We start from the raw sequence: 13,647 nt of genomic DNA on the forward strand, positions 1-13,647 counted from the left end.
GTTTTTTGCTTTGAAAACTTAATAATATCTCTCCTTTTAATTTTTTTCTGAGGTGTCTTTTGGCAAAAACTCAAAAATTTCTTCGGATTGAATACTGTGGACTAATTTTTCCAACCAATGATAATAAATTTTGGACTGGTTTAGTAATTCATAATGATCTCTCGCTTCTTCTTGTAAACTATCAGAAACATCCTCGTCATGAATAATTTCACAAAGTGCTTTTTCAGCATGGTGGATGGCTTTCATATTTGTTTTTACTTCCCGTTCCCACATCTGACAGAAATAGGACATAAAAGAATGAAAGAAATTTTTTTCTGCAGTATAAGTATGTTTTCTTGAACCACGTTGAAATTTCTTTTTTACCATTCCAATTTCTTGAAGATGTCGAACGTTTGTACTCATACTAGGTTTACTCATTCCTAGCTTTTCCCGCATTTCATCTAAGTTCATTTGATCTTCAAAATACATTGTCGCGTATATTTTTCCAGCTGCTGGCGTTACGCCATATAAATCCATTGTTTCGGAGATAGCCTGTGTCACTTGATCTTCTGCATCTTCTAATTGTGCTTTTGCCTTCTCATCGTGGGAGTTGGTCAATATAAAGTCCTCCTATAATTCTGCGTCCACTTTGTTAAAATTATTCTTAATTACCTTAATGTTAATAATAAGGAAATAAATGAATTTGTCAAATGGCTATTGATGAATAAAGATCTGTTCAATTGCAAAAGTAAAAGAACATAGATTCGTTTGACAGCATGAAATTTATTCGTTAATATTAAGATTAATCGAAACGTTAAATTTATATTTAACAAAATTAACGTTGGTTAGGAGGAATTTATTTGGATGTAAAAAAACAATATATCAATGGGAAATGGGTGCTTGCTCTTTCTGGAGAGACAAGGGAAATTATCAACCCATTTGACCAAGAAGTAGTCGCGCTTGTTGCTGAAGGCAATGAAAAAGATGCCAAGTTAGCCATTGATGCAGCTAGAAATGCTTTTGATCAAGGAGATTGGGCGACAACATCAGCGACAGAAAGAGGAAATCTCGTTGGTGTTATTGCAGCACTTATCGAAAGAGATAAGGAAGAATTAGCGGAGTTAGAATCGCTTGATACAGGAAAAACAGTAGAAGAAAGCAGAGGTGATATGGAAGATATCGCGGGTGTGTTTCGATATTATGCAGAATTAGCTGATAAAGATGGCGGAGAAATTATCGATTCTCCTGTGCCAGATACTATTAGCAAGGTAGTTAAAGAACCTGTCGGCGTATGTGGACAAATTACGCCTTGGAATTATCCATTATTGCAAGCTTCTTGGAAATTAGCACCTGCGCTTGCTGCGGGGAATACATTAATTATGAAACCGAGTGAAATTACCCCTTTAACCACCATAAAAGTGTTTGAACTGATGGAAGAAGCAGGTCTACCAAAAGGAGTTGCTAACCTTGTATTAGGAACGGGAGCAACGGTTGGAGAAGAATTGTCGACTAACGAAAACGTTGATTTAATTTCCTTTACTGGCGGTATTGAAACAGGGAAACGTATTATGCGGTCGGCTAGCTCAAATGTAAAAAAACTAGCTTTAGAACTTGGTGGGAAAAATCCGAACATCATTTTTGCGGATGCGGACTTTGATACCGCTGTAGATCAAGCAATGAATGCTGTCTTCTTTCATGCGGGACAAATTTGCTCCGCTGGGACACGCGTTATTGTAGAAGAAAGTATTCACGACGCGTTTGTTGAGGCATTAGTGGCGCGTGTTAAAAAAATTCATTTAGGAAGTGGATTTGAAGAAGATACGCAAATGGGGCCGTTAATTTCTCAAGAACACTTAGATAAAGTAAAAGCTTATGTAGAAGATGGAGTGAAAGAAGGAGCAAAAGTAGCGGTAGGCGGCTCTCGTCCTACTGACCCAAAATTGCAAAACGGCTTTTTCTATTTGCCGACTGTCTTGACTGAATGTACAACGGATATGAGTGTGGTCCAACACGAAGGGTTTGGTCCAGTCATTACAGTAGAAAGATTTCGTGATGAAAAAGAAGCTATTCGTTTAGCCAATGACTCGATTTATGGGTTAGCTGGCGGTGTCTGGACAAAGGATATTACAAAAGCTGAACGCTGTGTCGCTAAAATGCGCATGGGAACTGTTTGGATTAATGATGCGAATGTGTATTTCCCGCATGCGCCGTGGGGCGGTTTTAAACAATCAGGTATTGGCAGAGAATTAGGCAAGCCTGGCTTGGAAGAATATCAAGAAACAAAGCATGTTTACCATAACATTAATCCAGAACCAATCAATTGGTTCTAAAATAGAAAATTGGATCAAGAAATAAATATTAAAACAGATTTTTGGAGGAATATATAATGAGCCTTAATATGAAAGTAGAGCATATGCATGAATTTCACCAATTTGAGTTACCAACAGCTATCAAGCATGGTATTGGTGCGATAAAACATGTAGGAGAAGAAGTGAAAAATTTAGGCGTTACGAAGGCGTTGTTAGTAACAGACCCGGGGATTTATCAAGCGGGCGTCACTTCACCGATTGAGGAATCTTTAAAAAAAGCTGGGGTAGAAACTGTTCTATTTAACAAAGTAGAGCCAAACCCTCCTGTACGTTTAATTGCTGAAGGTTCAAGCCTTTATAAAGAAGAAGGCTGTAATGGACTTGTGGCAGTAGGTGGCGGTAGCTCCATGGATACTGCCAAAGGAATTGGCGTAGAAGCAACCCATGATGGAAGTGTATTGGATTACGAAGCAGCAGATGGGAAAAAACCACTAGAACGTCGTATTCCACCATTAACTACCATTCCAACGACTGCTGGAACGGGTTCAGAAGTAACTCAATGGGCGGTTATTACGGATGAAGAAAGAGAATATAAATTTAATACAGGAGGCCCATTAATCGCTGCTTATTTAACGATTATTGATCCAGAGCTTCACGTTTCCATGCCGCCACATGTAACGGCGATGACAGGTGTTGACGCTTTAGCACATGCGATTGAGTGTTATACTATGCATTATGCCCAACCAGTGACAGATGCGGTCGCATTACTGGCGATGGAATACGTAGGAAAATATATTCGACGCGCTTACTCAGATGGACAGGACATCGAAGCACGTTATGCGATGGCACAAGCGGCTATGTTGGCAGGATTATCTTATGGGAGTGCATCAGCCGGAGCAGCGCATGCGATGGCGCAAACGCTTGGCGGAATTATCCCAGTAGCACATGGTCAATGTGTGGCTGCAATGATGGGGCCTGTTATGGAATATAACTGGAAAGGTTATCCAGCAAAATTCGCCCGTATTGCAGAAGCATTAGGTGTTAACACTTTTGAAATGTCAACGGAAGAAGCGGCTAAAGCAGCTGTTAATGAGGTTTACCGATTGGTGGAAGATTTAGAAGTTCCTAGCTTAGAAGCACAAGGTGTATCACCGGATATGACTGACCGTCTTGCAAAAGAAGCAATGAAAGACCCACAAACGATTGGGAATCCAAGAGATCTCGATGAAGACGGATATAAATGGATTTATGGTCGTTGCTTCAATCAGATTGCTAAAACATTATAATCTGTTTATTGTAAAGATCTCCAACTGGTCATTGAATTACTAGTTGGAGAATTTCTTTAAACAATTTCTAATTAATATCTAGCTCATGGAATTTCATTGTGAAAAGATTAGTTTTTTACTTTTGGCTTGTGCTGTGGTTATCGCTTGCTCGGCTCCTTTATCTTCTGTTGTCGTATAGTGTTCTCTTCCATGAGTGTTTTCTCCAGATTTTATCATTCATTAATAAGTAAATTCGTATCTAAATCAATACTCCCCTGCAAACGTAACTTTATTCATTTCAAAAGACTCACTTTCGTGTTTAATCAGGATATTCTGCTGTAGATGGTTTGTTTGGAAATTCTGTATTCTTTTGCTTATTTTAAAATAGGCTAACGAAAAGCGCTATCCAAATTGATAGAAATTCAGATAAGTAGGGAATAAGGAAGTTCCCGAATAAAAAGCTATGTATTTTCGGATAATTAAAGAAGGAATGTAACCTTGATAAAAAAGAACAATCTAAGACACCATTATTCTATCGATGTCAGATTGTTCTAGTTTTTTTGTCTATTTTGCACTAAGTTCTATATATTCCATGTAGATATAAATCAATCATTTCCGAAATATTGTCTTTGGGGTTCGTGTTATCTAAATAAGATGCCATTAAAATAAATAGCTGGCTAACCGCAAATTCGATATTAACAGATTCACGTAGTTTCGGGCTGTTTTCTGTTAATAAGCGAACAAAAGGTGCTTTATAAGAATTTGAAAAAAGTTGATAGAGTTTTGTCGTCATTTCTTTAGGCAAAGAGTGTTGGACATCGTGCATCATGACAAAGAAATTAAAAGGATGTTTCTTCTTCAAAAATTCTACCATTGTTATTAATTTTCTTTCTAAATCAGGTGTTGAATCACAAACAATCTTTGTTAAATTTTGCTCTATGTCTTTGGATAAACGCAACATCACAGCATAATAAATATCTTCTTTTTTCTTAAAATGATAGTAAATTGTAGGTTGGGTTACTCCTAATAGTTCTGTGATTTGTCTCGTAGATGTTGCTTGATATCCTTGGGTCATAAATAGTTGTTCTGCTATATCTAAGATTTTTTCATACATAAAGTCACCTAAGCTTTTAGTTTTCTACATTACCTTCTATCGTTCGTATTAATTCCAATTTTTTTCGGGTGCTCACCGCTTGTCTTTTGTTGAAAACGTCGTATTGGTTTCGTCTGATTTCTGGTAATAATTCTGCATAAATTATTATAGCACTTAGCAAAGGTTGACGTGCATCTTTTTTTATATAAGGCATCATGTTCAAGGATTTTTGGTAAAGTTTTTCGGCATACTTTGCTATAGATTCCCATAATTCAATGAAATTTTGTGTAACTTTTTGTTTTTTTAAATCTTCCATTGTGACATTATAGCGCTGCATTTCTTTTTGAGGTAAATAAATCCTTCCAATGTAAAGGTCTTCGCCAATGTCTCGTAAGATATTTGTTAATTGCATCGCTTCACCTAGTCTTTTAGCATGGGGAATAATCTGATCTGTTTTGTCTGATAAAACGGGCAATAACATGAGTCCAACACTACCCGCGACATAGTAGGCGTATTCTGATAGCTCTTGCCAAGTTTGGGGTTGTTGGAAATTAAGGTCCATTCGCTGTCCCACTAACATGTCATAAAACGGGCGAATATCCATTGGAAATTCCTTAAATACTACTTCTAAGGCTAACCAAGTAGGCTCATTCGGAACATTCCCTGCTTCAAAGGCTGCTAATTGTTGAAACAATTCTTGTAGTTGTTCTGCATCTTTTTTTTCATCTACGATATCATCCGCCATTCGGCAAAAGGCATAAATGGCATAAATGCTTTGAGCTTTCTTTTTTGGAAGTTGAGAAAATGCGGCATAAAAAGATTTTGAATGTCGTTGAATGATCTTTTCACAATAATCAAATTCTTTCTTTCGTTTTTTGAAATTATCAGTTGGCTTCATTATCATCTCTTATCAGCTCCTCTACTGCCAGTTTGGCACTTTGCATCACAATGGGAACGCCTGCACCCGGATGCACACTACTACCACAGAAATACAAACGGTCTGCATAATCAAATTTATTATGCGGCCGGTAGTAGTTACTCTGAGCTAAGGTGGGCTTCAAACCGAATGTTGCGCCATAGTAGGCGTTAAATTTTCGCTCAAACTCTTTAGGTGTATAACAAGCTTCCATTACAATATGTTCGTCAATATCATTAAAAACTGAACGTTCCTTGATCAAGTGAATGATTTGGTCACGAAAGCCTTTTGTTGCTTTTGGCGACCAATCTTGATATTTGGATAACTCTGGTACCGGGACTAAGACGTATAATCCTTCTTGACCTTTGGGTGCTAATGTCTCATCCATTAAGGATGGACGATATAGATAAAAAGATGGATCCGAAGGTAACACGCCATTATCAAATAGATCATCAATATTTTTTTTGAAATCATCTGCAAAATAAATGCTGTGCAGGGTGCTTTCAGGGTATTTTTTATCTAATCCCAAATAAAGTAGAAAACATGAGCAAGAATAATCCATCGCGGCAATTTTCTTATTGCTATATTTTCCGCGCTTGTTTTCATCAGGAATCAATTTTTCCATTGCGTAAGGAAAATCTGCGCCACAGACTACGGCATCTGCGGCTACGAATTCGCCGTTTACCTTAATTCCTGTAGTTACTTTATTTTCAATGACGATTTCTTCTACAGCTGTTGCATAATGACGATTTCCACCTAATTCAGCAAAAAGGCGATCTAAGGATGTAGCTAATGTGTACATTCCGCCTTTGATAAAGTGAATACCATAAAATAGTTCAATCATGGGTATCATGGTATACAATGAAGGACCTTGATAAGGAGAAACACCGATGTATAAGGTTTGAAAGGCGAGTGACTTTCTAAGACGATCGTCTTTGACAAATTTTGAAATAGAAGAGTAGGCATCGTTAAAGGTCCTTAAACGTAATCCTGCGTATAAAGATTTTGGATTATAAAAATCCCAAAAACCACGAAAGGATTGGGTAATAAAATGCTTTTTTGCAATTGTATATCGTTTATAGATATCAGCTAAAAAATGAAAATAGCCTTGCGCTTCTTCTTCAGAAATGGCTTCTAAGGTTTTGGTTAATTCGGTTAAATCACTAGAAAATAATAAAGGAGCGTCCTCACGAAAAAACAATTCCAACATAGGTTCGACTTTTTTCATAGGGATATATTCTTCTGGATCTCTTTTGCAAAATGTAAAAATTTCCTGATAAATTTCTGGCATCATCACAATGGTAGGTCCTATATCAAAAGTAAAACCCTTCTGTTTGATTTGATTCATTTTCCCGCCGACTTGTGTTTCTTTTTCATATAAGTGCACATTGTAGCCTAATTTTTGTAAACGAACCGCTGCGGACAATCCCGCAACCCCTGCGCCTATTACAACTATTTTTTCCATTTTTTCTCCCTTTTTAACAGCATTGTTTTTCACGTTTTATACATAAGTTTAAAAATCAACTATATATTTCAGGATTTTTTTACTTATCAGGTGATAAGTAAAAATTACCATAGTTTCAAAGTATTAATCAATTATTATGTTTCTAAGGCGTTTTTACTTACTAAATTGAAAGTAAAATTGACACATATAGTAACAAAACTAAAATTTTAAACTTGCAAAAAAAGGTAGTGTAACGAAAGTAAGTTTACAGAAATTTCTTGATAAAGGGAGTCATCCAGTGATATTTATATGAATATGGCACTTATCATAGTTCACTTTAAAAAATATCACTTTTTTGTACTCTTTGGTTTAAATTATAAAATTAATAGTATATAATAAATGAAATACAGATAGATGGAGGCAAAGCTAATGGAAGGGACAGTTTTAAATGAAAAGCAAGCACAAGCAGTAGTGGATGGGTTATTAAATGGCTACAAAGAATATTTGGAACTTCGCAGGGAAATGAGAAATAGACTAAAGGTTTCAGCTGCGTTTGCATTTACAAGAGGAAATTTTATTGATGATGGGATTGCCAAAAACGTGTCAGACTTTATGGAATACAAGAAAAAGACAGCTGGACAAAGTTGGCAGTATTTAGAATTTACACTTAATAAAAGTAAACCTTCTCTTCTTATTATAAAAAATGATTTTCGTTTACAGCAGACTTTTTCCAAGAATAAACAAGAGAAAACGAGTCAGTATTTATCTGATTACGCAAAGATCAATGAGGCAAAGCTTGACTCCATTTATAAGGGAGAAAGGGAATTAACTAATTCTTTTGTTCAATTAGCCTTACCGTTAGCAGAAGACGCTATTTCTGAGAAAGACTTAACACAATACGACAGCTTTTATATTATTGTATATCGAACTAGCGCAGAAAAAGTCATTGAATCTGTATCGCTAGTTTTGCCTGACGATGAAATAAAGGAGCTACATGAGATTCAAAATTTGTCATCTTATTTACAAAGCTCCACTGTTAATATAGAGGAAGATGAATACTCTGCAGTGGTTGGAGACGAGGAAATCGTGGCAGGTAATCTTTATGATTATCCTTATACAGTACCAAAAGAAGAAAAAGAAGCTTCCGATGAGTAGCTTTATAGATAAAAGGGGAAGAAAATAATGTTTTACGGGAAAAGTTTACAATTAGCTCGCATGTTACACGGTCTTTCTCGTAAGGAGCTTGGGGAAAGATTAAATGTAACTGAGCAGTCTATTTGGCAATTTGAAAAACAAATGACTGAGCCGTCTTTTGAAAATGTTTTGCAATTAAAAAATATTTTGCAGGTGAAATCATCTTTTTTCTTTGAGCAATCAACTGTTACACAAACATTTCCAGAGAATAATATTGCTTACCGTAAAGCAGATGTTGTTTCTCGAAAAAAAACGAACAGTGAAGTTGTCTATTTAAATTTCGTTGCAGAAATAATCCACTACTTAGAAGGCTTTTTAAATATTCCGCCTACAACCTTAATCACTTTGAGAAAAAAAGTTATAGAGCATTTGCCTAGTGAATTGACGAATGCAGCTATAAAGAAGACGGCTGTTCTTGCTCGTGAGTTTTTAAATATTTGTTCCGATAATGGCAATCTTTTATTATCACTGGAAAAATCAGGCATTCATGTTCTGGAGAAAAACGTAGGTGGTAAAGCAGATGCTTATAGTGCTTGGTCTACAAAGGATGTTCCTGTGATCGTTTTAGGAATTAAAAAATCAGCTGTTAGAAGAAATTTCGACTTAGCACATGAACTAGGTCATTTATTGTTGCATGCTCATGTAGATTTTTTAATGTTAGAAAATAACGAGCGCGCTCAAGTAGAAAGAGAAGCAGATTATTTTGCTTCATGTTTTCTTTTACCTGCTCAAACTGTGAAAAAAGAGTTTGAAGGAATAAAAAAGATTTCTAATCCTGATAGTTATATTCCTTTAAAATTAAAGTATCATGTTTCCATTCAAGCGCTTGAAATGCGAGCTTATAAATTAGGTTTTTTGACACCAAAACAACATAGCTATTTTTACCGTCAAATTTCTTTAAACGATTATAAGTTAGAAGAACCATTGGATAGAGAAATTGCCTTAAAGCGTCCAGGAAAAATTCGAAGTATTTTTCATATGATTCTAAACAACCATATTACTGATTTGCAAAGTATTGAAGAACACTTTCAAGTAGAAAGATCATTATTAGAAGAAATGTTTTCAATTGAATCAGAGTTTTTTGTACCTTATGAAAAACAAAGTAATTTTACAGACTTTAATAACGTTTTGCGACCTAATTTTAATGCATAATAAAATTGGATGTTAGTAAAAAGCGCTAAGCTTTGTTAAAATCTAGCTTCTGAAAAACTCGTATTATATATTCTTAGCAAGACTTATATTTTGTTGGTTTTAAAGATTGAGAATCTACGTTAGTATATAAAAACTTGCGTAGATTTTTCACTTTCAGTCGCATCTTTATTAAAAAAAGTTTGACAAAACCCAAAAACTTCTCTAAACTTATATCAAGTTAAATTTCTTTAACCGTGTACTGCGATGCATGGAAGAATGTCATAATCGGAAAACTGCCCTATATGTAATTATGTGGTAGTGTCTTAAAACACATTCTTTTTGCGATCAGCAGGCATTCGGCTTGTTGGTCTTTTTTTATAGGTAAAAGGAGATGGTTGGACAAAGCTGAAGCAGGTCGATGCATCAAATAATTAATAAAGTGTGACTGAGAGCACACATTAAGGAGAGTTCAAATGAATCAATTGAAAGCAAACGATAAAAAAGCCCTTTTTGCCTCCATTTTTGCCTCAGGGTTAGATGATTTGAATGTGATGTTTCTGTCATTTACGCTGGGATCAATCATGGCGCATCTAGGTTTAAGTGGTGTCGAAGGTGGTTGGATTTCTACCATTACTAATTTAGGAATGCTGGCTGGGGGCCTAGTTTTTGGCGTTTTAGCGGACCGTTATAATAAATTTACTGTCTTCAAATCGACAATTCTTGTTTTTTCGGTTGCAACAGGGATGATTTTCTTTACTGAAAGTCTAGGTTATCTATATTTGATGCGTTTTATCGCAGGAATCGGTGTTGGTGGTGAGTATGGTGTGGCTATTTCGATTATGGGCGGCATTGTGCCTAGTAACAAAATGGGACGCGTTAGTTCATTAAATGGTATTATGGGTCAGTTGGGCTCGATTGGAGCAGCACTGCTGGCAGGATTGATCGCTCCTATTTTTGGCTGGAAAGGTTTGTTCTTGTTTGGTCTATTGCCGGTGCTACTGGTAGCTTGGATGCATTTCGCGGTTGATGAAAAGAATGTTACCGATCGTGGGGCAAAAATTACTTCCGATAAGAAAGAAAAAGCTTCGATCAAAGAACTCTTCGCTAATAAGAAACGGACGCATCAAACACTAGCATTGATGCTTATGACTACGGTACAAATCGCGGGTTATTTCGGTTTAATGAACTGGTTACCGACGATGATGCAACGTTCTTTAGGAATAGAAGCCAGTGATAACCTATGGATGATTTCAACTATCTTAGGAATGTGTGTGGGTATGTTAGTCTTTGGCAATATCTTGGACTATTTCGGACCACGACTTGCTTATGGTATCTTTTTGATCTGTTCAATGTTGTCAGTTTATGCCTTTACTTATGTGAATTCAATGACTACCTTACTACTGGGTGGTGCAATGATGGGATTTTTTGTCAATGGCATGTTTTCAGGATACGGTGCTATCTGTACAAAACTGTATCCTCATCATATTCGTACGATTGCTAATAACACCATTTTAAATGTTGGCCGTGCTGTGGGCGGCTTCTCATCGGTTGTGATCGGCTTTATCTTAGATAACGCAGGTGTATCTCAAGTCATGCTGTTTATCGCGAGTTTGTATATCATGAGTTTTATTGCGATGATGAGTATTCCAGCTTTACGGAAAGAAGCTTATACTACCTCCGATATTGTTGAAGTGCACTAAAAAGTTTGTTAACAAGGAGAATAAGGATCGGGTTAACTGTTGATATGGGCTAACGTGTGCAGTTGGACGGCAACTTGTTATCAATCGTCTTTATCCTTTTCTTCTAACCAATGAGAAAATACCTCAAGTTTTTAAGGCAAAGTAAATACGTAGGTGAAAGCGTACAAAATATGTACATTTTTTAATCTATATGCTATAATAAGTTTGCGAAATGAGACTGTTGTGCAACTGAGTCACCAAAAAGCCACCCTACGGCAATAGGGTGGCTTTTTTAGGTAGTATATTTTTAACTTTAAAATTTGAATGTTAGATATTTATTTAAGAATTTCATAGACTGTATCATTTATAATAATAGTTTCGCTGTTACTTATGGGGTCCAGCAAGAAGTTTCGTTCTTTTAAAGCTTCTTTGCCTTCATCAATATAGTCCGTATATTCTTCAACGTGAATATATGCGATCTCTTTATCTGTAATTACGTTATCTTTAATAAATAATTGAAATTGTTTTAGTGTTCCGGCAAAGTATGAAGTTAAGAAGATTTTTTTATGTGTTTTCTCCTTCATAATAGTTTTTGTTTTATATATCAGTAGGACCGTTTTCAAAAACAAATATTTTTTTAAAGATAGTATTATGTTTTAAGTACTGATTCAAATTCTTAAGAAAAAGTGGCTGTGTACATATTTTAAAACGAGTGTATTATGCTAGAGTTTCGTTATGTAATTAGTTAAACTTTTAAAACCAAAAAACTACCCTACGGCAATAGGGTAGTTTTTCTTTTCACTGTTGCGACTCCAGCGTTGGAGCTAGAAAAGCAACTGTTTCAATCATTGCTAATCATCTAGCCAGTGATTAACTAGCACGATTACTAGAACCACAAAAAGTGGGGCAATGATTAATGAGACAATTTCGTACAACTGAGTCACCCCCCTTTCGAGGCAGTTGCCATAAAATATTATAACGTAGTTTATTCAATTAAGGTATGAAGTATCAAAAGTATTTGTTACTATATTAACAAGGAGGGTTAGAGAAAAAATGATAGATAAAACAATTCCTTATGTTAAACTTCAAATGGAAAAAAGCACTTCCCAAGCATTACCAGATAGACAACTGCCAGAAGGTTATCAATTTTGCTTTTATACTCCTGGGGATGAAAGGGATTGGCAAGCTATTGAAACTTCTGCGGGAGAATTTGATCACTTGTCAGAAGCAGAAACCTATTTCCAAAAGAACTTTTCCCCTTATCCAGATGAATTGACAAAAAGAATGACTTTTGTCACAGATCCGTCTGGTAAAAAAGTTGCTACATGTACAGCTTGGTGGGCAAAAGAAGGAGGGCCTCAATTTCATTGGTTAGCAGTGATGCCAGAAGCACAAGGGCAAGGGATAGCTACTTTCCTAGCAGTCAAAGTTACTGCGCTTTTAGAAGAACTATATCCTGATCAACCTGCAATGCTGCATACTCAAACGTGGAATTATCCTGCGATTACAATATACCAAAAGTTAGGTTACACATTTGTTCCCGGTACGAAAGATTTCGAAAAAGGAATGCGTATTTTAAAAGACCTTGCAAAAAGAAAAGGTTAGGTTCATTGCTATTAATTGAGGGGATTTTAGTAGGAGAATTGTATAAATGATAAATAATGACTCTCTTTTTGATAGATAGTCCGACTCAATACCAAAAAGAGAGTTGTTTTGTTGAAAAACCAATTAATATGGCTAAATAAATTGCGTCACCGCTGCACCAGCAATGATTAATACAAGACCAATGACTGTAACAGTCATTTCTTTTTTCGTTTTCTCTTGTCCTAAAAACCAAATACCTGTTAGGGTAGCTAAGGCAACATTCGTTTGTGATAAAACAAAGCCCGTAGCTAAACCGTTCATGTCAGGCTGTGCTGAGATCAAGTAAGTCAATGCTCCAAAAGCAAAGAAGAAACCCGCCCAGATTTGTTTATAAGAAACAGTTTCTTTAAATGGAGAAGCGGCGGTATTATTTCCCACTGTTTCTATAGCAGCATAAAACATCCCTACGATTAACATGCCGATCGCTTGTGGTAAAAAAGCTTCCATCCCGCTGATCGAAGTTGCTTGAGGAGCCGCTGAATAAAGCCAGTAGCCAATTTCGCCGAAGAGTAACCAAATGACAGCTTTTTTTAGCAAACTAGAATTTTCCTGAGTTTTGTTTTCAGACCAGACAGTGAAGTAGGCTCCAATAATAATGGCAATTAAAGCAATCCCACCCCAAATTTTAGCGGTAACTCCAGGCCAGTCTCCTAGATAAAACACGCCCCATAGTGAGGCTCCGAGCAATTGAAAAGCTGTGGTGATAGGCATAGCTCTTGAGGATCCAACTAAACGAAATGATAAGAAAGTAACAATTTGTGCGCACGCCCAGCCAATACCAGAAACGATGGATAAAAGCAAGTCAGACCCGCTAGGGAAGGCAAGACCACGAACCCACATAAAAATTAACGCCAAAATAAATGTTCCGATGGTTGTTCCTAAGATTTGGTTCGATGGACGTCCACCGAATTTAGATGCGATAGTTGGAAATAATCCCCAACCGATCAAAGGCCCTAAACCAACAAGAAGTGCCACAGTATCCATTTTTATCCT

12 protein-coding genes are annotated in these 13,647 nt (G+C 36.3%); 6 read left to right on the forward strand and 6 right to left on the reverse strand.

Features of this window, described 5'->3' with window-relative positions:
• Nucleotides 1-36 precede the first annotated feature (36 nt).
• Nucleotides 37-597, reverse strand: a complete 561-nt coding sequence (cudC, locus tag AC806_RS02240; protein WP_014123854.1) for a choline uptake/conversion transcriptional regulator CudC — start codon at nucleotides 595-597, stop codon at nucleotides 37-39.
• A 242-nt stretch (nucleotides 598-839) separates the two neighbouring features.
• On the opposite strand from cudC, the gene betB reads away from it, so the two are divergent.
• Entirely contained in the window at nucleotides 840-2,309 is a 1,470-nt protein-coding gene (gene betB, locus AC806_RS02245; protein WP_061840057.1) for a betaine-aldehyde dehydrogenase, read from the forward strand.
• 56 nt (nucleotides 2,310-2,365) lie between these two features.
• On the forward strand, nucleotides 2,366-3,574 hold the full coding sequence (locus tag AC806_RS02250; RefSeq protein ID WP_069028692.1) for an iron-containing alcohol dehydrogenase: 1,209 nt from the start codon (nucleotides 2,366-2,368) through the stop codon (nucleotides 3,572-3,574).
• Between the two features lie 553 nt (nucleotides 3,575-4,127).
• Here AC806_RS02250 and AC806_RS02255 read toward each other — a convergent pair.
• Genes AC806_RS02255 through AC806_RS02265 form a run of 3 tightly spaced genes read right to left on the reverse strand, consistent with a single transcriptional unit; the run spans nucleotide 4,128 to nucleotide 7,027 of the window.
• Nucleotides 4,128-4,667: a TetR/AcrR family transcriptional regulator gene (locus AC806_RS02255; protein ID WP_069028693.1), complete on the reverse strand. Its 540-nt coding sequence runs from the start codon at nucleotides 4,665-4,667 to the stop codon at nucleotides 4,128-4,130.
• A 16-nt stretch (nucleotides 4,668-4,683) separates the two neighbouring features.
• Nucleotides 4,684-5,550, reverse strand: a complete 867-nt coding sequence (locus AC806_RS02260) for a phytoene/squalene synthase family protein (RefSeq protein ID WP_061840054.1) — start codon at nucleotides 5,548-5,550, stop codon at nucleotides 4,684-4,686.
• A complete protein-coding gene (locus AC806_RS02265; protein WP_069028694.1) occupies nucleotides 5,531-7,027 on the reverse strand; it encodes a phytoene desaturase family protein in 1,497 nt (498 codons plus the stop codon). The genes AC806_RS02260 and AC806_RS02265 overlap by 20 nt, the downstream gene beginning before the upstream one ends.
• Before the next feature lie 408 nt (nucleotides 7,028-7,435).
• Here AC806_RS02265 and AC806_RS02270 point away from each other — a divergent pair, with 408 nt between their 5' ends.
• The 3 genes from AC806_RS02270 to AC806_RS02280 all read left to right on the forward strand — a co-directional run bounded on the left by AC806_RS02270 (nucleotide 7,436) and on the right by AC806_RS02280 (nucleotide 11,031).
• The gene (locus AC806_RS02270) at nucleotides 7,436-8,161 is read left to right on the forward strand and encodes a spr1630 family ClpXP-sensitive toxin (RefSeq protein WP_028791011.1); all 726 of its coding nucleotides are present in this window, start codon (nucleotides 7,436-7,438) and stop codon (nucleotides 8,159-8,161) included.
• Between the two features lie 27 nt (nucleotides 8,162-8,188).
• On the forward strand, nucleotides 8,189-9,352 hold the full coding sequence (locus tag AC806_RS02275; protein WP_014123862.1) for a spr1629 family repressor/antitoxin: 1,164 nt from the start codon (nucleotides 8,189-8,191) through the stop codon (nucleotides 9,350-9,352).
• Nucleotides 9,353-9,804: 452 nt separating this feature from the next.
• Nucleotides 9,805-11,031 carry an MFS transporter gene (locus tag AC806_RS02280; protein ID WP_069028695.1) on the forward strand — a complete coding sequence of 409 codons (1,227 nt, stop codon included), beginning with the start codon at nucleotides 9,805-9,807 and terminating at the stop codon, nucleotides 11,029-11,031.
• 314 nt (nucleotides 11,032-11,345) lie between these two features.
• Here AC806_RS02280 and AC806_RS02285 read toward each other — a convergent pair whose 3' ends face one another.
• Nucleotides 11,346-11,594, reverse strand: a complete 249-nt coding sequence (locus tag AC806_RS02285; RefSeq protein ID WP_014123864.1) for a hypothetical protein — start codon at nucleotides 11,592-11,594, stop codon at nucleotides 11,346-11,348.
• 469 nt (nucleotides 11,595-12,063) lie between these two features.
• Here AC806_RS02285 and AC806_RS02290 point away from each other — a divergent pair, with 469 nt between their 5' ends.
• Entirely contained in the window at nucleotides 12,064-12,615 is a 552-nt protein-coding gene (locus AC806_RS02290) for a GNAT family N-acetyltransferase (RefSeq protein ID WP_069028696.1), read from the forward strand.
• A 132-nt stretch (nucleotides 12,616-12,747) separates the two neighbouring features.
• On the opposite strand, the gene rbsU is transcribed toward AC806_RS02290, so the two are convergent.
• A complete protein-coding gene (gene rbsU, locus AC806_RS02295) occupies nucleotides 12,748-13,638 on the reverse strand; it encodes a ribose/proton symporter RbsU (protein WP_069028697.1) in 891 nt (296 codons plus the stop codon).
• Nucleotides 13,639-13,647 lie beyond the last annotated feature (9 nt).

This window comes from Tetragenococcus halophilus, from assembly GCF_001712815.1.
In the GTDB taxonomy this organism is placed as follows: domain Bacteria; phylum Bacillota; class Bacilli; order Lactobacillales; family Enterococcaceae; genus Tetragenococcus; species Tetragenococcus halophilus.

What these genes read in the sequence shown, in the direction of transcription:
- AC806_RS02285 (WP_014123864.1), bottom strand. Translation starts at nt 11,594, where the DNA reads ATGAAGGAGAAAACACATAAAAAAATCTTCTTAACTTCATACTTTGCC.
- AC806_RS02255 (WP_069028693.1), bottom strand. Translation starts at nt 4,667, where the DNA reads ATGTATGAAAAAATCTTAGATATAGCAGAACAACTATTTATGACCCAA.
- rbsU (WP_069028697.1), bottom strand. Translation starts at nt 13,638, where the DNA reads ATGGATACTGTGGCACTTCTTGTTGGTTTAGGGCCTTTGATCGGTTGG.
- AC806_RS02290 (WP_069028696.1), top strand. Translation starts at nt 12,064, where the DNA reads ATGATAGATAAAACAATTCCTTATGTTAAACTTCAAATGGAAAAAAGC.
- AC806_RS02275 (WP_014123862.1), top strand. Translation starts at nt 8,189, where the DNA reads ATGTTTTACGGGAAAAGTTTACAATTAGCTCGCATGTTACACGGTCTT.
- AC806_RS02250 (WP_069028692.1), top strand. Translation starts at nt 2,366, where the DNA reads ATGAGCCTTAATATGAAAGTAGAGCATATGCATGAATTTCACCAATTT.
- AC806_RS02260 (WP_061840054.1), bottom strand. Translation starts at nt 5,550, where the DNA reads ATGATAATGAAGCCAACTGATAATTTCAAAAAACGAAAGAAAGAATTT.
- AC806_RS02270 (WP_028791011.1), top strand. Translation starts at nt 7,436, where the DNA reads ATGGAAGGGACAGTTTTAAATGAAAAGCAAGCACAAGCAGTAGTGGAT.
- AC806_RS02265 (WP_069028694.1), bottom strand. Translation starts at nt 7,027, where the DNA reads ATGGAAAAAATAGTTGTAATAGGCGCAGGGGTTGCGGGATTGTCCGCA.
- AC806_RS02280 (WP_069028695.1), top strand. Translation starts at nt 9,805, where the DNA reads ATGAATCAATTGAAAGCAAACGATAAAAAAGCCCTTTTTGCCTCCATT.